This is a genomic window from Clostridium sp. NSJ-145, from assembly GCF_021044725.1.
Taxonomy (GTDB): domain Bacteria; phylum Bacillota; class Clostridia; order Clostridiales; family Clostridiaceae; genus Clostridium; species Clostridium disporicum_B.
In genome coordinates this window covers 75,953-96,423 of the sequence record NZ_JAJNOS010000006.1, presented here as the reverse complement: position 1 = coordinate 96,423, position 20,471 = coordinate 75,953, and the positions used below count along the sequence as shown (strand labels likewise).

General features: G+C 28.5%; 20 protein-coding genes, 2 tRNA genes and 1 riboswitch. Of the genes, 6 read left to right on the top strand and 16 right to left on the bottom strand.

Annotated elements, in window-relative coordinates; translation table 11 throughout:
- Positions 1–150 precede the first annotated feature (150 nt).
- Positions 151–333 (bottom strand): alpha/beta-type small acid-soluble spore protein, encoded by a 183-nt coding sequence (locus tag LQE93_RS07050; protein WP_032117290.1) that lies wholly within the window; start codon positions 331–333, stop codon positions 151–153.
- 138 nt (positions 334–471) lie between these two features.
- Entirely contained in the window at positions 472–717 is a 246-nt protein-coding gene (locus LQE93_RS07045; protein WP_055265556.1) for a hypothetical protein, read from the bottom strand.
- 149 nt (positions 718–866) lie between these two features.
- Between LQE93_RS07045 and LQE93_RS07040 the strand changes: the two genes are divergently transcribed.
- Positions 867–1,733 carry a phosphatase domain-containing putative toxin gene (locus tag LQE93_RS07040; protein ID WP_231072782.1) on the top strand — a complete coding sequence of 289 codons (867 nt, stop codon included), beginning with the start codon at positions 867–869 and terminating at the stop codon, positions 1,731–1,733.
- A gap of 26 nt (positions 1,734–1,759) precedes the next feature.
- Here LQE93_RS07040 and licT read toward each other — a convergent pair whose 3' ends face one another.
- From licT to LQE93_RS06985, 11 genes are all read right to left on the bottom strand, one after another.
- Positions 1,760–2,608, bottom strand: a complete 849-nt coding sequence (gene licT, locus LQE93_RS07035; protein WP_186837846.1) for a BglG family transcription antiterminator LicT — start codon at positions 2,606–2,608, stop codon at positions 1,760–1,762.
- A gap of 246 nt (positions 2,609–2,854) precedes the next feature.
- A tRNA-Trp gene (locus LQE93_RS07030) sits at positions 2,855–2,929 on the bottom strand.
- A gap of 173 nt (positions 2,930–3,102) precedes the next feature.
- On the bottom strand, positions 3,103–3,417 hold the full coding sequence (locus LQE93_RS07025; protein WP_032117287.1) for a PTS lactose/cellobiose transporter subunit IIA: 315 nt from the start codon (positions 3,415–3,417) through the stop codon (positions 3,103–3,105).
- Between the two features lie 94 nt (positions 3,418–3,511).
- Positions 3,512–4,843 carry a PTS sugar transporter subunit IIC gene (locus LQE93_RS07020; RefSeq protein WP_055265562.1) on the bottom strand — a complete coding sequence of 444 codons (1,332 nt, stop codon included), beginning with the start codon at positions 4,841–4,843 and terminating at the stop codon, positions 3,512–3,514.
- A 43-nt stretch (positions 4,844–4,886) separates the two neighbouring features.
- Complete coding sequence (locus LQE93_RS07015; RefSeq protein ID WP_055265564.1) at positions 4,887–5,192, bottom strand: PTS sugar transporter subunit IIB; 306 nt, start codon at positions 5,190–5,192, stop codon at positions 4,887–4,889.
- A gap of 68 nt (positions 5,193–5,260) precedes the next feature.
- Positions 5,261–6,697, bottom strand: coding sequence for a glycoside hydrolase family 1 protein (locus LQE93_RS07010; protein ID WP_186837845.1), 1,437 nt, complete (start codon positions 6,695–6,697; stop codon positions 5,261–5,263).
- 265 nt (positions 6,698–6,962) lie between these two features.
- Positions 6,963–7,703, bottom strand: a complete 741-nt coding sequence (locus tag LQE93_RS07005; protein ID WP_186837844.1) for a MurR/RpiR family transcriptional regulator — start codon at positions 7,701–7,703, stop codon at positions 6,963–6,965.
- A 200-nt stretch (positions 7,704–7,903) separates the two neighbouring features.
- A complete protein-coding gene (locus tag LQE93_RS07000) occupies positions 7,904–9,310 on the bottom strand; it encodes a GH1 family beta-glucosidase (RefSeq protein WP_055265573.1) in 1,407 nt (468 codons plus the stop codon).
- A 91-nt stretch (positions 9,311–9,401) separates the two neighbouring features.
- Positions 9,402–9,638 (bottom strand): hypothetical protein, encoded by a 237-nt coding sequence (locus LQE93_RS06995; protein ID WP_055265575.1) that lies wholly within the window; start codon positions 9,636–9,638, stop codon positions 9,402–9,404.
- A gap of 201 nt (positions 9,639–9,839) precedes the next feature.
- Positions 9,840–11,996 (bottom strand): DNA helicase RecQ, encoded by a 2,157-nt coding sequence (gene recQ / locus LQE93_RS06990; protein ID WP_055265577.1) that lies wholly within the window; start codon positions 11,994–11,996, stop codon positions 9,840–9,842.
- Positions 11,997–12,192: 196 nt separating this feature from the next.
- Positions 12,193–12,267, bottom strand: a tRNA-Trp gene (locus LQE93_RS06985).
- A 200-nt stretch (positions 12,268–12,467) separates the two neighbouring features.
- Here LQE93_RS06985 and tsaE point away from each other — a divergent pair.
- The 3 genes from tsaE to rimI are packed head-to-tail and all read left to right on the top strand — an operon-like array spanning position 12,468 to position 14,075.
- Positions 12,468–12,929, top strand: coding sequence for a tRNA (adenosine(37)-N6)-threonylcarbamoyltransferase complex ATPase subunit type 1 TsaE (tsaE, locus tag LQE93_RS06980; RefSeq protein WP_055265579.1), 462 nt, complete (start codon positions 12,468–12,470; stop codon positions 12,927–12,929).
- On the top strand, positions 12,926–13,642 hold the full coding sequence (gene tsaB / locus LQE93_RS06975) for a tRNA (adenosine(37)-N6)-threonylcarbamoyltransferase complex dimerization subunit type 1 TsaB (RefSeq protein ID WP_055265581.1): 717 nt from the start codon (positions 12,926–12,928) through the stop codon (positions 13,640–13,642). The genes tsaE and tsaB overlap by 4 nt, the downstream gene beginning before the upstream one ends.
- Positions 13,626–14,075 carry a ribosomal protein S18-alanine N-acetyltransferase gene (gene rimI, locus LQE93_RS06970; protein WP_055265583.1) on the top strand — a complete coding sequence of 150 codons (450 nt, stop codon included), beginning with the start codon at positions 13,626–13,628 and terminating at the stop codon, positions 14,073–14,075. The genes tsaB and rimI overlap by 17 nt, the downstream gene beginning before the upstream one ends.
- Positions 14,076–14,170: 95 nt before the next feature.
- On the opposite strand, the gene LQE93_RS06965 is transcribed toward rimI, so the two are convergent.
- Together LQE93_RS06965 and LQE93_RS06960 are read right to left on the bottom strand one after the other, a co-directional pair.
- The gene (locus tag LQE93_RS06965; protein ID WP_055265585.1) at positions 14,171–14,758 is read right to left on the bottom strand and encodes an ECF transporter S component; all 588 of its coding nucleotides are present in this window, start codon (positions 14,756–14,758) and stop codon (positions 14,171–14,173) included.
- 181 nt (positions 14,759–14,939) lie between these two features.
- A riboswitch (FMN riboswitch) is annotated at positions 14,940–15,056 on the bottom strand.
- Between the two features lie 72 nt (positions 15,057–15,128).
- Positions 15,129–17,294, bottom strand: coding sequence for a Tex family protein (locus LQE93_RS06960; protein WP_231072781.1), 2,166 nt, complete (start codon positions 17,292–17,294; stop codon positions 15,129–15,131).
- Positions 17,295–17,456: 162 nt separating this feature from the next.
- Between LQE93_RS06960 and LQE93_RS06955 the strand changes: the two genes are divergently transcribed.
- Together LQE93_RS06955 and LQE93_RS06950 are read left to right on the top strand one after the other, a co-directional pair.
- A complete protein-coding gene (locus LQE93_RS06955; protein WP_186839403.1) occupies positions 17,457–17,789 on the top strand; it encodes a hypothetical protein in 333 nt (110 codons plus the stop codon).
- A 75-nt stretch (positions 17,790–17,864) separates the two neighbouring features.
- A complete protein-coding gene (locus LQE93_RS06950) occupies positions 17,865–19,208 on the top strand; it encodes a M28 family metallopeptidase (RefSeq protein WP_231072779.1) in 1,344 nt (447 codons plus the stop codon).
- A 117-nt stretch (positions 19,209–19,325) separates the two neighbouring features.
- On the opposite strand, the gene prfB is transcribed toward LQE93_RS06950, so the two are convergent.
- A protein-coding gene (prfB, locus tag LQE93_RS06945; protein WP_187361737.1) for a peptide chain release factor 2 occupies positions 19,326–20,427 on the bottom strand; the annotation gives its coding sequence in 2 pieces (ribosomal slippage) (positions 19,326–20,348 and positions 20,350–20,427; 1,101 coding nt in all).
- Positions 20,428–20,471: the final 44 nt, after the last annotated feature.

The window sequence follows — 20,471 nt, the reverse complement described above, 5'->3', positions numbered from 1 at the left end:
TTTGTGTAAAAGAAAAAGAGATGCAAACTCTGCATCTCTTTCCCTTTAGCGAATAATAGATTTTCAATACTTTTCTGGCGGTAAATTCTCCATAAGATATCACCCTCTCAAGATATTGACCATCTTTTAGTGTGTTTCCTTAGTGGTGCTTTACTTTAATCCACTTTCGTATTGTTCTACCATTCTTTTAACCATTTCACCACCAACGGAACCACATTGTCTAGATGTTAAGTTACCATTATAATCTGTAAATGGTACTCCTAACTCATTCGCTACTTCGTTCTTAAATGCGCTTAACCCATTTTTTGCTTCTGGAACTAATGCTTTTGACATGTCTGATTCCTCCCTTGGTTTCATGAATTATAAACAGTAACTAATAGAATATTGTTATATTTTATTTTGTTTCCTGTCTACACTATTATATTGCCCTGAGATGACTTTTATATTACAAGAAAATACTGGAATATATAATTAATTATTTACCTTCTTTTTAAATTGCTTTGCAACTAAATCTCTTATTATAGCTATAATTATTGCTATTTGGAATGATAACCCTAATGTTATAAGTTGCAGATAACTAAAACTATCTACTTTAAATATTATATAAGTTTCAACTGCCCATACTAAAAATGATATTAATGCACCCTTCTTACCAGCTATGACAGCACTTAATATTATAGTTAAAAAAATTACTAATTGAATATACATAAAATCCATAAAAACACCTACCCTTTTTTCTCAAATACTGTCCACTTTTTCTAAATTTTAAACATATTTCATTGCTTTAATAAAGCTATAAAATATTGCTTGAATAATAAAAGTTTAAATAACAAAAAATATTATAAATTCTATAAATGGAGGTATATATGAACAGTAAATTTTTAAAGAAATTATCCATACTATCTACAATCCTTATATCATCTTCGGCTTTAATAGGTGCTTTTCCTAAAGCAGACAGTAATTCGTATATTTTTAAGAAAAATAAGGATGTTATTATATTAGATAGCGACTTAAAAACACCTTTGCCTAATAGATTTAGAGATGTCACACTTCTTAATATTTCAGGAAGTGCTCAATTTACTAAGGATCAAGTAGAACCATTGAAAAAGGCTATAAATAAAGAAAATATATGCATTGTAGATTTAAGGCAAGAATCTCATGGACTATTAAATGATTTAGCTATAAGCTATCATAACTTCTATAAACTAATTAATAATGGTTTTGATTCAGTAGAAACTATAGAAAAAGAAAATTCAGAACTTAATAAAATAAAAACTAATTCTCAAGTTAATATATTTCACGAAAATGGTAAATTATATAAATGCTTAGAAGCAGAATCTGTTTGCACTGAAGAAAAGGCTGTAACAGATTGTGGTATGCAATATAAACGTTTTGCAGTTAGAGATGGAGGAGTTCCTACACCTGATACTGTTGATGAATTCGTAGATTTCATAAAAAATAAGCCAGATGATCTCCACTTACATTTTCATTGTCATGCAGGTGAAGGACGAACTACTACTTTTATGGTACTCTACCAAATAATGAATAATCAAAATAACCTAACATTAGATCAAATTCTTTCTTATCAGTATAATATTGGAGGAGTTGTATTAACAAATGATGGTTATAGGTTAGGTTTTCTTGATTCATTTTATGAATATATACAAGAAAATAAAGATTCTAATTACGCCACTCCATACTCTCAATGGATAGTCAAAGATGTTAAATGCTAAAAAAGAGACGGAAAACCGTCTCTTTTTTAATTATCATATCTAGACACTGATACAATTCTTTGAATATGTAGTGTTAGATATACTATTTCATTACTATTAACGTCATACTTATAGTTATTTACTATATATTCTTTTATCTTCAGTGTACAATTATAAGCTTCAGGATAGCTTTTAATTACCATATTAATAAATTCGTCTTCCGAAGCATTATCCTGATTATTTTCAATTATTCTTTTGGAAAAATATTTTAAATGCGTAAGCAATCTATCATAATTTAAATCATCTTCTTTAAATTCTAATGAAAAATAATATCTTATTATATTTAATATATCTTTAACTATTTTAGTAGATTCTATAGAGTTACTTGTTGATTGGTTTAAGCTTGCATTAATAAAATGTAATGCTATAAATCCAGCTTCATCCTCTGGCAATTCAATTTTTAATTTCCTATTTAAAAATTCTAATGCCCATAATGCTACTTTATATTCTTTCTTATGAACTCTTCTAATTTCATTTAGTAATTCATTTTTTATCATCATATTCTTCTTATATCTTTTTATTGCAAACGCTATATGATCTGATAAAGATATATATATTTGCTTATCAAATTTTGCATTTAATTCTTTACTAGCATGAGATATTATTTCATGAGATAACTGAAAAACTCCATCTGGTATTTGATTTATTAACTTTTTAAATTTATTTCCTAATGTTTTATCATCTAAAACAAATGTTTTTTCAATTTTACTTTCATCCACTTCTTGACCTATTTTTTTATTAAAAGCAATTCCACTTCCTAAAAGGATTATTTCTTTTTTTGTTTTAGGATCTATTGATACAACAACATTATTATTTAATACTTTTTCTATTATCATAAATAATACTCCTATTAATTCCCCTTTTTAAGACTTTAAAATCTCAGTATAAATCACTAAAAATTTTACACCATATTATTACTAATATCCTATATATCTATAACCTTATATTTAAATATACCATATAATTCATTTATTTTTTATTCTTAAAATAAAATTTTTTCTTATTTCTCTTCTATAATATTATAAACAATTAAATGTAAATTCATAAGAAAAACAAAAAAAGACTTAGATAAACTAAGTCTTTGGCAGGGGCAGTAGGATTTGAACCCACAACCAATGGTTTTGGAGACCACTACTCTACCGTTGAGCCATACCCCTTTAACATAAATTATTTTATCAAAAATATATTTCTTTGTCAACTTATAAATAATTAATTAAATGATATTAATAAATATAATAGATACTTATATAGTGTAAAAACGTTTTTATTGCTTGTACAATAAAGAACTTACATCTTTACACTATATGTATCTTTAATTTCTAATTAAATATTAAGCTCTATTTAAGCTCTTGTGCATTTCGATCATTTCAAATGCTAAATCTTTTATAGTTTCTGCGCTTATTAATTGGTCTTCAGCATGCATTATTATTAAAGAGAATTCTAGCTTTTCGCCTGCTGCTTCTTTTTGAATTAATCCAGCATGAGCGTGGTGTCCTTGTAATAAGAATTGTTTAGCTTCTTCTAATTTTTGTTCTGCTAATTCATAATTACCTTGTCTACCTTCTCTTATTGCTTCCATAGCTAAAGATTTACCCATTCCTACATTGCTTATGATTTCAAATGCTACTAATTCTAATTCGTTCATAGTTCTTCTCCTTTAATATACACTAATTCTAGTTACTTAATGTAACTAGAATTAGTATACTATATTCTTACTTATTATTCTATATTTTTATATACTAAACTATTTCTGCATAGTCGTTTGTTTCATTCATTTTCTCTGCTGCTTTGTTAGAAGCAATTACGAATGGTGCATAAAGTAATACGCTCACACCTAAACAAACAAATCCAATTACTAGAGCCATGAAATTACCACCTGTACCTAAGAAAGGTATTAATGGTCCTGGTGTTGTCCAAGGTACTGAATATGCTACTGGAGGTATTAACTCAAATTTAATTGCAAAATATCCTATGAATACATTTGCTACTGGTACTAATACGAATGGTATTAAGAACATTGGGTTTAATACTATTGGTAAACCAAATATTACTGATTCATTGATATTGAATAAACCTGGAGCTAGTGATAATTTTGCGATATCCTTTTGATCTCTTTGTCTACTAAAGATAAATATTGCTATAATTAATCCTAAAGTCATTCCTGATCCACCGTAGTTACCAAATGCATCATATAAAGCCCAAGTGTTTGGATAAGGAGCTCCCCAAGCTGTTCCCATTTCAGAAACGAACTTTAAGTTTGCTGCATTAGCTTCTGCAAATACTACGTCTCTAACTGCTTGTACTGTATTAGGTCCATGAATACCCATAACCCATAGTATATTTGATATAATACCAAATGCAACTACTGACCATATACTATCACCTAATTTAGTTAACGGTGCTTGTAATACGTTATATACTAATGTATGGATTCCGCCACCATCTGTAACTTGTAATATAATATAATTTAATACTGAGAATCCAATTGTAACTATAATAATTGGAAGTAATACTTTAAATGTTCTTGCAACTGCTGGAGGCACTTGCTCTGGCATTTTAATTTCTAACTTTGAAGTCTTTGTAAGTCTTGTTAATATTTCACCTACTAATAATCCTACTATAATTGCAACGAATAAACCTTGTGGTCCCATATAAGTTGTTTGTAAACCACCATCTACTGCTGATGGATAAATTATAAAGAATACTGAAAGTGCAGTTAATCCTGTTAATAAATCATCTCCACCAAGTGATTTTGCAAGGTTTCTAGCTATTAAGAAAACAACTAAAACTGCTAAAATATCAGTTGAACCTTTTAATACTGGTGAGAATATTGCTTGATAATCAGCTAAGTTAGGTATTAATTCACCTAAATTTAATAGATTAGCTATGAATCCATCTGGTGATAATAAAACGAAGTTTAATAAAATCATTAACGAACCAGCCATCGTTAATGGGAATGTTAATATAAATGCGTCTCTTACTGCACATATATGTCTTTGTGCATTTAGTTTTGCCGCTACAGGCACTAGTGCTCTTTCAATAACACTATTAAATTTGTCCATAAAATTCATCTTTAAGTCCCCCTTAATTTTTAATTATAATAAATATTATTTATTATTCTCCAATTTTTGCTATAACTTGTTCTAATATAGCTTTTCCGTTCATTGTTCCGTATAATCTCATATCAATTACATCTACTGGGATTCTTCCGTTTACTAAAGCATCTACTTGTGGTTTTTGGAATCTAACTTGTGGTCCTAATAATACTATGTCTACCTTGTCTATTACTGATGAGCATTCAGATACTGGTAAAGCATTTATTTCTATTTCTAATCCCCTGTCTTTTGCTGCCGCCTTCATTTTGTTTACTAAAAGGCTTGTTGACATTCCAGCTGCACATACTAATAAAATATTTTTCATGATAATTCCTCCTTAAATTTAAACATTTTTTTATTTTTAATTTGATATATTAATTTTTAATTATAAACTCATAAAACTTGACCATTTGTTTCTATTACCTTTTTGTACCAATAGAAACTTTTCTTTTTAAATCGCCTTAAATCCTTTACATTCGACTCGTCTCTATCTACATATACAAATCCATAACGTTTTTGGTAACCATTTAACCAACTTAATAAATCTGTAAAAGACCAAGTACAGTATCCTAATAGTTCAGCTCCATCTGTAATAGCTTCTTGACAAGCTTTTATATGATTTCTTATGTAATCTATTCTATAATCATCATTAACTTGTCCATCTTCTAATCTATCAAACTCTCCCAAACCGTTTTCAGTGATAAGTATAGGTAGCCTATATCTGCTATTTATTCTTCTAATACCTATTCTTAATCCTGTAGGATCTATCTCCCAATCCCAATTTGTTGAATCTAGATGAGGATTTTTTACTGTTTTGAAAACACCAGGAACTCCATAATTTTTTGATGTTCCCTTCTTACCTGAAGTATTTATTTCCTCAAAATTACTTATTCCATCTATTTCGTTTGCTTCAACAGTTTCACTTCTATAATAGTTGATTCCTATAAAATCAGGTTTTCCTCTTTCTAAAAGTTCAATGTCACCATCTTCAATTTCTGGTGCTACACCTTGTCTCTCATATCTGCTTAAAGTAAATGTTGGATATGTTCCCCAACAATATATATCTAACCACCAGTGACAATTCATATCTTCAGCATTCTCTCTTGCTAGAACATCATCTGTTTTGCAAGTATATGCATAATTAGGTGTAAAAGCAAAGCTTGGCCCAATCATTCCATTAGGTACATATTTTCTAAACGATTCAATCGCTTTTGCATTTGCTAAACTTGCAATGTGATTTGCATTTAGCATTCTCTTATCATCCTTTACCATTGGTGGATGAAGTGCTAATTTATATCCTAATAATATAAATACATTTTGTTCATTTAATGTTATCCAATACTTTACCCTGTCTCCATATCTCTTATAAAGAGTTATGCAATAATTATTGAAGTCATCAATAATCTCTCTTGATTCCCAACCACCATATAAGTCTTGAAGTTTTTGTGGCAAATCCCAATGATATATTGTAATTATTGGTTTAATATCATTTTTTATTAACTCATTTATTAAGTTATCATAAAACTTTAAACCATCTTCATTAACTTGTCCTCTTCCATCTGGAAAGATACGACTCCATGATATTGAAAATCTGTATGCTTTTAATCCCATTTCTTTCATTAAAGCAACATCTTCTTTATATCTGTTATAATGATCAACTGCAATATCACCATTTGTTGATTTATATGTTGTTCCATCTAGCTTACTAAATGTATCCCATATGCTTAAGCCTTTTCCATCCTTGTTAAAGGCACCTTCAACTTGATATGCTGCCGAGGCACTCCCCCATAGAAATCCATCTTTAAATTTATCTAATTCTGAATGAATCACTATCGCTTCACCTCTTTTCCTTCCCTGTGACTATAGTATACTACATAAATTTAAAATTTGTAATCATTTTCAAGTCGTAAAAAACAAGTACAGTTACTTTAAAATTTGTTACTTTTTTGTAACACTTTGTTTTTTTGACATTTTTGCATTAACCTCACTGGAACCTTTTATTTAAAGCTCTTTCAATAATTGTATATACATTTAAAAAATTGTATATAAAAAAAGAAAATACACATTGTTTTGTGTATTTTCTAAAAAATCATATTTATTTATTAGGATATTGTAAATAGTAATTATATAATCTTTTTCCTATTAATTCAATTATATACAAAACCGGAACTTGAGTACTTATATCATAGTCTTCAACTTTTGCTCGTTGAATATAATAACTTAAATTTATATCTGACATCTTAGCCAAAGTACAATTTTCATTATTAGTTATACTAACAATTGAACTTTTTTCTTTTTTCAACTTATTAACATGATCTATAACCGTCGGTGTTTCACCTGATACAGAAAATACAATTGCTACACTATTTTCATAATGTTTACACTTTGTCGGATAAAAAGGATCATCTAAATAAATAGCAAATTTACCTACTGATGATAAATATCTTGCTGCGTACTTAGCTAATATTCCTGAACCCCCTATTCCAACAAATACTACGCTCTCAGCCCCACTAACAATTTCACAAATTTGTTTTATTTTATTCTTAAAATCTTCTGTCTCTGTTTTCTTTAAAAAGTCAATTAGCATAGCTGTATTATCAGTTAATTGATTACTTTTTCCGTTTTCTATGTATAGCTTTAGCTTAACCTTAAATTCTGAAAATCCATCGCAATTTAACTTTTTACAAAATCTTAAAATTGTAGTAGTAGAAACATGGGCTTCATTTGCTAATTCTCTAATTCTCATATAAATAACTTTTTCACTATTTTTTATTATATAGCTATATAGAGATAATTCTAATTCATTTAAACTTTGAATCTTATCGTGACTAAACATACTTCTACTTCCCCTTTTTTCTTTAGCGTACTTTTTATATTATTGTAATATAATTTTGTTTTTTTGGAAAATACTTATAATAAAAAATCTTATTTATATATTACCCAATATTTATGTGTATATTAATATTATAATTTTTAAGAAAAAATGACAAGTACTAGGAAATTCTTCCTAATTACTTGTCATATCTTTTTTATATTTTATAGTTCTTCGCCTCTAGTCTCAATTATTTCCTTATACCAGTGGAAAGATGCTTTTTTCTTTCTTTCAAGGTTATTTTTATGGTCTACATATATAAATCCATATTGTTTCTTATATCCATTTAACCAGCTTAATAAATCTATAACTGACCAAGCATAATATCCCTTCATATTTATTCCTTCTTGAATAGCCATCTTAACAGCTCTTAAATGCTCTTCAATATATTTTATTCTTGGAATATCTACTATTTCATCTTCAATTATTGGATCTTCATCCCCTAATCCATTTTCAGTGATGTACATCTTAACATCACCATATCTTTCTTTAAGAAGTCTTAATCCATCTAAGAAACCTTCTGGTGATATTTCCCATCCCCATTTAGTATACTTTTTATCTTCCATCATAACAGTTTTATAAACGCCATCAAATGAAGGATTTCCTGGAGCTCCTGTTGAATTTTCTCTTGTTCTCTCTACATCTTCTTCTACATCATTTTTCATAATTCTTTGAGGTTGATAGTAGTTTAATCCTATAAAATCGTTCTTATCAGCAGAGCTCTTAATTACTGCTAATTCTTCTTCTGTCCAATCTGGAGTAAAGCCTAACTTTTCAATATACTTTACAACATATTCAGGATATTCACCCTTTAATATTGGATCATAGTACCAGTGCATGTCTACTTCTCTAGCATGCATAGTAGCTTTTATATTTTCTGGATTTTCATCAATACTAAATGCTGGTGAGAATACATGAGTTATACCTATTTCTCCATATTGTTTTAAGCTCTTATATAATTCAATTGATCTAGCATGAGCTGTAAATACATTATGTGTAGCTTGGAAGTATTTCTTGACATCTCCAACTATTGCTGGTGGATGAGCTCCTGCTAAGTATCCTAATCCACAGAATACTACAGTTTCATTAAATGTAATCCAATGTTTAACTCTATCTCCAAAAGCCTTGAAACATACTTCTGCATATTTAACAAATGCATCTACTGTTTCTTTATTTGTCCATCCACCTTTTTCTTCTAAAACTTGTGGTAAATCCCAATGATATAATGTTACAAAAGGAACTATTCCATATTTTAAACATTCATTAATTACATTATTATAGAATTCTAATCCTTTTTCATTTACTTCTCCAACTCCATTTGGAATTATTCTTGGCCAAGAAATTGAAAATCTATAAGATTCTAATCCCATTTCTGCCATAAGCTTTATGTCTTCTTTATATCTATGATAGTGATCTACTGCTACATCACCATTTGTTCCTTCAAAAGTTTTTCCTGGTATCTTAGAGAAAACATCCCAGTTAGAAAGGCCTTTTCCGTCTTCATTCCATGCTCCTTCAACCTGATATGATGCTGATGCTGCTCCAAATAAAAAGTCCTTTGGAAATTTCATTTTACTCTCTCCCTTGTTTCTTATTTTTTTACTACTTCATTTTATTGCTTTAATTCTTACTATATATACTTGTCCTAAATTAGGATATTAACTATTTTACATGTATTGTGTAATAAAGTGCACTTGCATATTTTGATTTAGTCTTAAATGATGTCTTTAAATGACCTTCAAGTTCTGATTTTTCTAAATCTGACTCTGCAGTATAAACAACCTTTATTCTATTAGAACCGTCTTTTAAAGTTAATTTAACTTTATCATCTTCATAGTTATCAAAAAACTCTCTTATGAACTTCATTTGAGCTCCATTCATTTCTATTGTATACGTCATAAATAATCACACCTTTTTTCTATTTTATTTCTTTTATTTGATTACATTGTACAACTAAACGCATAAAATTGTAATAGTTTTCAAAGATAATAAAACAAATACCTACTATTTAAAATTTGTTTCTTATTTGTAACATATTGTTTCATACATCTCTAGTAAATAAAAAAAATAAGCTAATATGTATCAGCTTATTTTTCTAAGTTATATATTGTTATTCATAATGAATTTCTTTAAAATTACGGCCTTTATTGCATTATAAGTTATGTTTTCAGGGACTCTTTCTTTTATTGGCTTTAAAGTATTTGCCCCTACTTCTTCTATAGCTTTATCAATAATAGCTTCTTCTTCATCTGTAAAAAAATCACTAAAGTTTATATCAAACCCCAAGTCATTATTATCAGCTAAGTATTGTTCTATATGATTAAATATAGTTTGAATAGTAATACCTCTTTCCTTAGCTACATCCTCAAAACTTATATTTTTTCTTAACATATTAACAGTTGTAACATAAGATTTTTCTTTTATATCACCTTTACTCTTTGTCTCTCTTACTTCTTTAGTTGTAGTATTAAATACAAAGTTTACGTTAATATTATTTTCATTTATATATTTTCTTATAGCTTCCATAAATATTTCGCCATACTTTTCAAGCTTAGCTTTACCAACTCCACTAATATCTAAAAATTGTTCTTCTGTTATTGGCATTCTTGTACTAAACTCTTTTAATGTATTATCACCAAATATAATATATGGAGGTATTTTCTCTTCTGACGCTATCTCCATTCTTATAATTCTCAATATATTAAACAATTCATTATTTTTAGATACTGTTTTCTTAACATTAATTTGTCTTACAAATACTTGTCTTTGACCTTTAACTATTTCTACAGACTTATTGTTTAAAGTAACTACAGGGTACTCTCCCCTATAATTAAGATATCCATGAGATATTAATATATTTATAAATTCAGATAATTTATCTTTAGTGTAATTTTTCATTATATTATAAGTAGATAATTTATCTAATCCTAATTCAATAACCTTCTTATTTGTAGAACCTCTAAGAACATCCACAATCATACCTATTCCATATTTTTGTCCCATTCTATAAGCACATGAAATAACTTTTTGAGCATCTTCTGTTTTATCAACTAACTCACCTTGAGCTTCACAATTGCTGCAATTATTACAATCTTCCTCAACTTCTTCTCCAAAATATTTTAAGATAAATTTTCTATAACATTCTTGGCTATATACAAAATTAATCATCGTTTGTAATTTTGAAAGCTCATTCTCTTTTCTTACAGGATCCACAGTTCCAGCATCTATAATATATCTTTGAGTCTGAACATCTGATGGAGAAAATAACATTATACACTCACTGTTTTCTCCGTCTCTTCCAGCTCTACCTATCTCTTGATAATAGCCTTCAATATTTTTAGGCATATTATAGTGAATTACATATCTTATATTAGGTTTATCTATTCCCATTCCGAAGGCATTAGTAGCTATTATAATCTTTGATTTATCATATATAAAATCTTCTTGTGCTCTTTTTCTTTCTTCATCTCCTAATCCAGCATGATACTTTTCAACATCTATACCCTTTTGAATTAGGAAGCTATGAAGGTTATCAACCTCTTTTCTAGTCGCACAATATATAATACCTGATTCATCTTTATTTTTTTCTATATAATCTAATAAATAATTTTTTCTAATTACACCCTTTTCAACTACTATCTTTAAATTTTCTCTATCAAAGCCTGATATAAAAATCTTTGGATTTTTAAGAGTTAATTTTTCTATTATATCTCTTCTTACTTCTTCTGTAGCAGTAGCTGTAAATGCTGTTACTATAGGCCTTTTAGTTAGTAATGAAATAAATCTACTAATTCTCCTATAGCTAACTCTAAAATCATGTCCCCATTGTGATACGCAATGAGCTTCATCTATTGCAATTTGAGATATTTCTATCTGAGTTATCAAAGTTAAAAATTCATTAGACTCTAATCTTTCTGGCGCTACATATAATATCTTTATTTCTCCATTTTTAACTTTTCCTAATATATCATTTATTTCTAAATTACTTAATGATGAATTTATATACGCAGACTGTATCCCTATGTTATTTATACTATCTACTTGGTCTTTCATTAATGAAATAAGAGGTGATATTACTAATGTTATACCATCTAAAAGCATAGCTGGTACCTGATAGCATATAGATTTACCTCCACCAGTTGGCATTATTGTCAATACATCATTACCTTTTAGTATTTCACTAATAATTTCTTCTTGCTTTCCTCTAAAGGAGTTATATCCATAATACTTTTTTAATATCTCTAAAGCTTTCTCCATAGCTATCTCCAATCTATAATCTTTACCTCTTAATTCTATACATAATTTTTATTTTAAAACACTTATATTATATTTTTATAGTGTAATTTACAATAACAAAATTAACATTTTTATTGTCAGTCACATTCATCTAGCTAAATTTAAATTTAGAGCTTTACGCAAAAAAACTAGCAAGCTTCGCTTACTAGTTTCTATTTGGCAGGGGCAGTAGGATTTGAACCCACAACCAATGGTTTTGGAGACCACTACTCTACCGTTGAGCCATACCCCTAAGACATAAGTTATTATATAATATATTTTTATTAAAATCAACATTTTTTATAGTATTTTTTTATAATTCTTTTCTTTTTTCACCTTTTTGGATAAAATAAAAGATAGTTAATAATTAAGAGTTAAAAGTTAAGAGTTAAAAATTTATTATAGTTAAGTTTATTGCTCTCTTACTATTAACTATATACTGGAGGATTTTTTATGATTTTTTCTGTTAATAGCGTTGATCAAACTACTGCTATTGGATTAGAGTTAGGTAAGATTTTAAAATCAGGTGATATAGTATGTTTAACCGGTGATTTAGGAACTGGTAAAACTCACATAACTAAAGGTATAGCTAAAGGTTTAGGAATTGATGACCATATTACTAGTCCTACATTTACTATAGTAAATGAATATGATTCTGGAAGATTAAAATTTTATCACTTTGACGTTTATAGAGTATCTGATCCTGACGAGATATATGCTATAGGTTTTGATGATTATATATTTTCAGATGGTGTTTCAGTAATCGAATGGGCTAATTATATAGAAGATATTTTACCTAATGAATATCTACATATTCATATAGAAAAAGACTTAGATAAAGGTGAAAACTTTAGAAATATTACATTAAAGCCATATGGCGAAAGATATGATTACATAAAGGAGTTAAAAATATGATAGTTTTAAGTATGGATTCTTCATCCTTGGTAACAACTGTTGCTCTTCTTAGAGATGAACATGTACTAGGTGAATTTACTATTAATTTTAAAAGAGAACATTCTGTTATTTTAATGGAAAAAGTAGAAGAACTTCTTAAGGATTGCGAAGTTGATATAAATGATGTTGATGGGTTTGTAGTATCAAAAGGTCCTGGTTCATTTACAGGATTAAGAATTGGCATGGCTACTGTAAAAGGGTTAAGCATGGGAAGTAATAAACCTTATGTTAGCATTTCTAGTTTAGATGCTTTAGCATATTCTCTTATAAACTTCGATGGACTTATATGTCCAATCATGGATGCATTGAGAGATAGTGTATTTACTTGCATTTACAAAAATGTCGATGGCAAATTAACTAAAGTTATAGATTATTCTGCTCTTTCTTTAGAAGAGTTAGCTACTGAAATAAACTCTAAAGGAGAAAAAGTTATATTTACTGGTGATGGTGTTTATAAACACAAAGATTATTTAAAAGAAAATATTCCTAATGCTATATTTGCACCAAATCACTTAAATATTATAAAAGCTTCTTCACTTGGAGAACTTGGAATGATTGAATTAAAGAATGGAAACTTTGATGATAAGAATTCAGCTCCTCTTTACTTAAAGAAACCTCAAGCAGTAAGAGAATTAGAACAAAGGTTGGCTATGAAAAATGAAAATAGATTATAAACTCATGGATAGTTCTCATATTAATGGTGTTTTTGAATTAAGCAAAATATGTTTTAACGTTCCTTGGAGCTTAGATTCTATAACTTATGAAATAGAAAACCCATTAGCAAAATATGTAATTGCCGAAGATTTATCCACAAAGGAAGTAATTGGTTATGCAGGTGTGTGGATAGTTGCTGGCGAAGGTGATATTACTAATATAGCTGTTAATCCATCTTATAGAAAAAAAGGAATAGCTTCTAATCTCTTAATAAAGCTTTTGGAAGTTTGTAAAGAACATAATTGTACAGATATAACATTAGAAGTGAGAACATCTAATATAGCTGCTCAAAATCTTTATAAAAAGTTTAATTTTAAAGAAGAAGGTATAAGAAAAAAGTATTATTCTGATAACGGAGAAGATGCTATTATAATGTGGAAAAGAGATAATTAACCACAAATAACGAATGGCAAATGACAAATTAAAGTAGAAACTTCTACGAGGTTTCAAAAATAATTTGCCATTTGCCATTTTTACTTTATCATTTACTAAGCTATTTGTTTTTTGCTTTTTCCAAAGTTACTATCAACTTTGAATATTGCAACAGATACCTTTTTATATAAAAGATATGTTATTACTGATACTATTAGAGCTTTTACTCCATTGAAAGGTAATAGCCCTACCGTAATATATTTACTTAATTCCGCTGGATTCATTTGCATTCCATATGCAGGTAATAATAAATATACATTTGCTACAATTCCTAGTACTTCCATAACAAGCCCACCAACTATCATACCGATAATAGCTGTTTTCTTACTCTTGTTTCTATTATAAATCCACGCTGCCGGAACAACTAAAGCTAACCCAACAATAATATTTGCTAATTCTCCAATAAACCCTGTTTGTGTTCCCTTAACTAGGAATCTCAATAATACCTTTAAGATAACTATAGCTCCACCAGCTACTGGACCATAAGCAAATCCACCCATTAAAGCTGGAACTTCACTTAAATCAATTTTTAACCATGGGAATAATGGTATTATTGGAAAATCGAAATACATTAATACAACAGCAATAGCCACCAGCAAAGAAATTTTAATCATTTTGTTTACATTTTTGTTTGAATTATTCATTTTACTCTCCTCCCAAAAGTTATCCTCTGGGGTAATTTGTTAGAATTCAAATTGCTTGTCTTATCTATATTTTGCTTAAATTAAAATTTTTAATACATAAAAACCCTGATGAAAATTCACCAGGGCATAAAAAAACAAGCTAATTAGATTAAATGCAAAAATAGCATCAATTTTTCTAACTTACTACCTTCTTTCATCCAGACTTTACTGTCGGCTTCGGAGTTTCACCGAATCATACTCTTTCGAGCTCGCGGGCTATACCGCCGGTAGGGAATTACACCCTGCCCTGAAGATAATTTTATTAAATTATTATTTCACTTATATTATATTCTCTCATATTACTATTTTCAATAGTTTTTTCAATTTTTTTCTATTTATCTATATCTTTCATTGTTAATGAAATTCTCTTTCTTTTTTCATCAACTTCCATTATTTTAACTTTAATAACATCGCCTACTTTAACTATATCTAATGGATGCTTTACAAATCTATTTGCCATTTGACTTTTATGAACAAGACCATCTTGATGCACTCCAATATCTACAAACGCACCAAAGTCAGATACATTTCTTACTGTACCCATAAGAATCATTCCTGGCGTTAAATCTTTTATATCTACAACACCAGTTTTTAATATTGGTTTTGGCATATCTTCTCTTGGATCTCTACCTGGCTTTTGTAATTCTTTTATAATATCTTTTAAAGTAATTTCTCCAACTTCTAATTCCTTTATTATATTATTTAATCCTTTTTCAGAAACTCTTTCGTTTATATCATCTAATTTTCTATTCTTTAAATCTTCTTTAGTATATCCTAACATTTCAATAAGTTTAGTTGCTACTCCATATGATTCTGGATGAACTGAAGTATTATCTAAAGGTTCTTTACTTTCCATAACTCTTAAGAAACCAGCACATTGTTCAAATGCCTTTTGACCTAATCTTTTAACCTTTAATAATTCCTTTCTAGAAGTAAATCCACCAACTTCATCTCTATACGCTACAATATTATTAGCTATTGCTGAATTTATACCAGCAACATAAGTTAGTAATGATGGTGTAGCAGTATTTAAATCTACTCCAACTTTATTAACAGAATCCTCAACAACCCCAGTTAACGATTCATCTAATCTTTTAGGGGCAACATCATGTTGATATTGGCCTACTCCTAAAGCTTTTGGCTCTATTTTTACAAGCTCAGCCATTGGATCTTGAAGTCTTCTACCAATCGAAATTGCTCCTCTTATAGTAACGTCTAAATCTGGATACTCCTTAGTTGCAAGCTCTGATGCTGAATATACTGATGCTCCTGATTCGGAAACTATAACATAAACCAATTCCTTGCCTGTTTCTTGTTTAATTTCAGATATCATCTCTGAAATAACTTCCTCTGATTCTCTTGATGCTGTTCCATTACCAAGAGATATTACTTCTACATCATATTTATTTATAAGCTCTTTTAAAATCTTTTTAGTTCCACTTACATCATTCTTAGGTAATGTAGGATATACAGTGGCCTTCTCTAAAAATTTACCAGTAGAATCTAATACAGCTACCTTACATCCTGTTCTAAATCCTGGGTCAAATCCCATGACAACTTTTCCTTTTATAGGTGGCTGCATAAGTAATGACTTTAAATTCTCTTTAAATATTAATATTGCACCCTCTTCACCTTTATCTGTAAGTTCACTTCTTACTTCTCTTTCTATTGAAGGAAATATTAATCTCTTATATGAATCTTTAATTGCTAAAGATAAGTATTTATCAGTTACATCATTTTTCTTTAAAATTTTATTTTCTAGATATGATAATATCTTTTCTTCATTTACATTTATTTTTACTGAAAGGATTTTTTCTTTTTCTCCTCTATTTATAGCTAATATTCTATGTGGAGGAATCTTAGACACATCTTCACTGTATTCATAGTACATCTCATACGGAGTAGATTCTTCGCTACTACCTTTTGTTTCAATTTTTCCTTCTCTTATAGTAAGTTCTCTTATCCACTTTCTATAACTTGCTTCATCAGATATAATTTCAGCAATTATATCAAGAGCTCCATTTATAGCATCTTCTGAAGATAAAACTTTCTTTTCTTCATCTATATACTTTGATGCTTCATCTTCTATATTCCCTTTAAAGTTACCTTCAAGTATTAATTCAGCTAATGGCTTTAGTCCTTTTTCTAATGCAATTGTAGCTCTAGTTCTTTTCTTTTGCTTAAATGGTCTATATATATCTTCAACCTCAGTTAAAGTTTCACTTACTTCTAAAGCTTTAACTATTTCATCAGTTAGTTTTCCTTGCTCATCTATAGATTTTAAAACTGCCTCTTTTCTTTCTTTTAAATTTCTAAGGTAAGTCAATCTTTCAAAAAACTTTCTTAAAACCTCATCGGTCATTGCTCCTGTTTGCTCTTTTCTATATCTAGCTATGAAAGGAACTGTATTACCTTCATCTAATAAACTAATAACATTTTGAACATGCTTTAGTTGTATTCCCAATTCCTTTACTAATCTTTCCTCTATATTTACCATAGCTCCTCCTAAACTTATGTCAATTATTTTTTCTTACAATACCATTATATAATATTTCCCAATTATTTTTTAATATTTTTCTTTGTTAACATTACTCTCTTGATATTAAGTAAATTAACTTGTATAATAATTGTAAAATATTTACAATTAGGTGGTGATATTATGCCTCAATTTATCAATAAATTTATGTATATTCTGCTAATACTATTTATAACATTTCTCGTATTAAATGAGTTTTACGTTATTGATTTCTCTACAAATCTTAAGAATATATTTATATTCTTAACATTGATATTAATTTTATTAACGTCGATGAAGGAAATTCTATCAGGTACTAACGGTTTTATTAAATTTCTAAACGTAATGACTTTACTTTGTACTATAGTTGGTGGTATTTTCTCTATCGTTAAAGGTCAACTTAATACTTTTATTTATATATGTTTAATCTTCTCATTAATTAACGGAGTAATAGTTTTAACTTATTCAAAAACATAATTTTATTTATTTTAATCATATTACAAACATTAAGATAATAGTATTAGATATATATTATAATTTCGAGGTATTTTTATGCGAAAAAAACTTATATATCTTTTAAGCTTATCCATAACATTTATTTTATTATTTTTCCTAATTTTGCTTAACTATTCATATTCAGATTTTGATTCTAGCAACGTAAAAGAAACTATAAGTCTCCTTTCTTCTGAAACTTATAATGGACGTTTAGCTGGTTCTACTGAAAATGCGATGGTGGCAGATTTTATAGAAAATAAATTTAGAGAAAGCAATTTAAAACCATATGGTGATGATAGTTATAAGAAAGATTTCGATACTATCTGTCCAGTTTATACAAACACAACACCTTATCTTAAAATACTATCTAACGGTGAGGTAGAAGAAGAACTTCAATATGGAGTTGACTTTAAAGAAGATATGATTAACTTTAGAGGAAATACTTTTACCTTCTCTAATAAAGATAAAATTTCTTCATTCTTTCTTTCAATTGAAGTAACTACTTCCGAAAATAAATTTTTATTTTTTGTTCCTAAAGAAGAAGAACTTTATTTTAGAAGCTCATTTATGAGTGATTTTCCTTACGATGCAGTTATTATGATAACAGAAAATACAAAAAACAAGATAATTACTAGCTTAAATGAAGGAAAAGAAATTTCTATTCATATTCCTTTTGAAAGTGAAACAAAAACAATATCTAATGTTGTTGGTGTTATTGAAGGAACTGATAAAGAAGCCGCTCCTTTAGTTATTACAGCACACTTTGACCATCTTGGACAAGATGGCTTAGGTAATATCTATGGTGGTGCATTAGATAATGCATCTGGAACAAGCTTTATCCTTGAACTACAAAGAAGCCTTTCCACATTTGCAAAGCCTAATCGTGATATAATTTTTGTTGCACTTAATGCAGAGGAATTTGGATTATTAGGCTCAAAACAATTTGCTGAAGAAAATATATTTAATATAAAGAATTCAGAAGTTATGAATTTTGATATGGTTGGAATTACTGGCTTTCCAATAACATTTATGCAAGGTGTTGATTTCAAAGATAAAGATTCAGAATTGCTAAACTCATTAGAGGATATATGTAAAAAAAATAATACTTCTTATGAGGTACTATATCAAGACTCCAGTGACCATGCTAGCTTCAATAAATTAGGTATAGATGCTGTTAGCTTTTGCCATAGTGATTTAAGTAAAATTCATACTCCATATGATAGTTTAACCTATATAAATTTGGATGCTATAGATTCTGTTTATGAAATAGTTAATCAAAAAATAATGGATAGTTGTTATAGTAAGTTTACTTTATTTCTTTACAATAAGTTGTTAATTCTTATTTTATCAATAATTTTAGGTATTTTAATTGGATATCCTCTTCTTAAGAAAAAGCAGTAAATTGTCCACTACGCAAATATAAATAAATGCCTTCGTCATAAATGTTATATCTGACGAAGGCATATTTTTCTGTCTTAAAAATATTACTTTTCTTAATTTATCTAATATTCAAAGATTTTACTTATTGTTTTGCTTTAAGTAAGCAGTTATAAATTGATCTATTCCACCATCCATAACAGCACTTAAGTTTGATGTTTCCTCATTCGTTCTATGATCTTTAACCATATTATATGGATGGAATACATATGACCTTATTTGGCTTCCCCATCCCATATCCTTAAGTTCTCCAGTTAGGTCTTCAATCTTTTCCTTATGAGCTCTATCCTTAAGTTCAATAAGCTTTGATTTAAGCATAGCCATAGCTGTATCCTTATTGGCAAATTGACTTCTCTCATTCTGACATTGTACAACTATCCCAGTAGGTATATGTGTTATTCTTATAGCTGATTCAGTTTTATTTACGTGTTGCCCACCTGCTCCACTAGCTCTATAAGTGTCTATCTTTAAATCTTCTGGTCTAATATCAATATCTTGATCTTTAGTAAGCTCAGGCAATACTTCTACTGATGCAAAGGATGTTTGTCTTTTACCATTAGCATTAAAAGGTGATATTCTTACTAATCTATGAATTCCTTTTTCAGCCTTTAAATATCCATAAGCAAATTCACCTTTAACTTTTAAAGTAACACTCTTTATTCCCGCTTCATCACCTTCTAATAAATCTACTACTTGAACTTTATATCCTTTCTTTTCACACCATCTAGTGTACATTCTAAGTAACATATCAGTCCAATCATTAGCATCAGATCCGCCAACACCGGCATGAAGATTTAATATAGCATCATTTTTATCATATTCTCCAGATAAAAGTAACTCTATTCTATACTCTTCAATCAGCTTTTCTATATCTCTAATTTCATAGATAATTTCATTTACAGTTTCTTCATCATCTTCTACAATTTCTGCTAATACTTCAACATCATCTATTCTATTAACTAAACTTTCAAATCTATCTATTTTATCCTTGATACTCTTGCTTTCCTTTGTAACTTCTTCAGCTCTTTTTATATCATCCCAAAAACCTTTTTCTTGCATTTGAAGCTCAAGTTCTTGAAATCTCTTTTCTAGACTATCCTTGTCAAAGAGAAGCCCTCATTTCATCTAATGTAACCTTTAAACTATTAAGTTTAGCAAGTTCTTGCTCTAATTTAATTAACACTATATCAACCCCTTTAGTTAATTAATAATTAATATATAACAATT

What these genes read in the sequence shown, in the direction of transcription:
- LQE93_RS07040 (WP_231072782.1), top strand. Translation starts at nt 867, where the DNA reads ATGAACAGTAAATTTTTAAAGAAATTATCCATACTATCTACAATCCTT.
- LQE93_RS07050 (WP_032117290.1), bottom strand. Translation starts at nt 333, where the DNA reads ATGTCAAAAGCATTAGTTCCAGAAGCAAAAAATGGGTTAAGCGCATTT.
- LQE93_RS07015 (WP_055265564.1), bottom strand. Translation starts at nt 5,192, where the DNA reads ATGAAAAATATTTTATTAGTATGTGCAGCTGGAATGTCAACAAGCCTT.
- LQE93_RS06995 (WP_055265575.1), bottom strand. Translation starts at nt 9,638, where the DNA reads ATGACGTATACAATAGAAATGAATGGAGCTCAAATGAAGTTCATAAGA.
- LQE93_RS06950 (WP_231072779.1), top strand. Translation starts at nt 17,865, where the DNA reads ATGCGAAAAAAACTTATATATCTTTTAAGCTTATCCATAACATTTATT.
- LQE93_RS07000 (WP_055265573.1), bottom strand. Translation starts at nt 9,310, where the DNA reads ATGAAATTTCCAAAGGACTTTTTATTTGGAGCAGCATCAGCATCATAT.
- LQE93_RS06960 (WP_231072781.1), bottom strand. Translation starts at nt 17,294, where the DNA reads ATGGTAAATATAGAGGAAAGATTAGTAAAGGAATTGGGAATACAACTA.
- LQE93_RS07005 (WP_186837844.1), bottom strand. Translation starts at nt 7,703, where the DNA reads ATGTTTAGTCACGATAAGATTCAAAGTTTAAATGAATTAGAATTATCT.
- LQE93_RS06955 (WP_186839403.1), top strand. Translation starts at nt 17,457, where the DNA reads ATGCCTCAATTTATCAATAAATTTATGTATATTCTGCTAATACTATTT.
- tsaE (WP_055265579.1), top strand. Translation starts at nt 12,468, where the DNA reads ATGATTTTTTCTGTTAATAGCGTTGATCAAACTACTGCTATTGGATTA.
- LQE93_RS07025 (WP_032117287.1), bottom strand. Translation starts at nt 3,417, where the DNA reads ATGAACGAATTAGAATTAGTAGCATTTGAAATCATAAGCAATGTAGGA.
- LQE93_RS07020 (WP_055265562.1), bottom strand. Translation starts at nt 4,843, where the DNA reads ATGAATTTTATGGACAAATTTAATAGTGTTATTGAAAGAGCACTAGTG.
- LQE93_RS07045 (WP_055265556.1), bottom strand. Translation starts at nt 717, where the DNA reads ATGGATTTTATGTATATTCAATTAGTAATTTTTTTAACTATAATATTA.
- rimI (WP_055265583.1), top strand. Translation starts at nt 13,626, where the DNA reads ATGAAAATAGATTATAAACTCATGGATAGTTCTCATATTAATGGTGTT.
- recQ (WP_055265577.1), bottom strand. Translation starts at nt 11,996, where the DNA reads ATGGAGAAAGCTTTAGAGATATTAAAAAAGTATTATGGATATAACTCC.
- LQE93_RS06965 (WP_055265585.1), bottom strand. Translation starts at nt 14,758, where the DNA reads ATGAATAATTCAAACAAAAATGTAAACAAAATGATTAAAATTTCTTTG.
- licT (WP_186837846.1), bottom strand. Translation starts at nt 2,608, where the DNA reads ATGATAATAGAAAAAGTATTAAATAATAATGTTGTTGTATCAATAGAT.
- tsaB (WP_055265581.1), top strand. Translation starts at nt 12,926, where the DNA reads ATGATAGTTTTAAGTATGGATTCTTCATCCTTGGTAACAACTGTTGCT.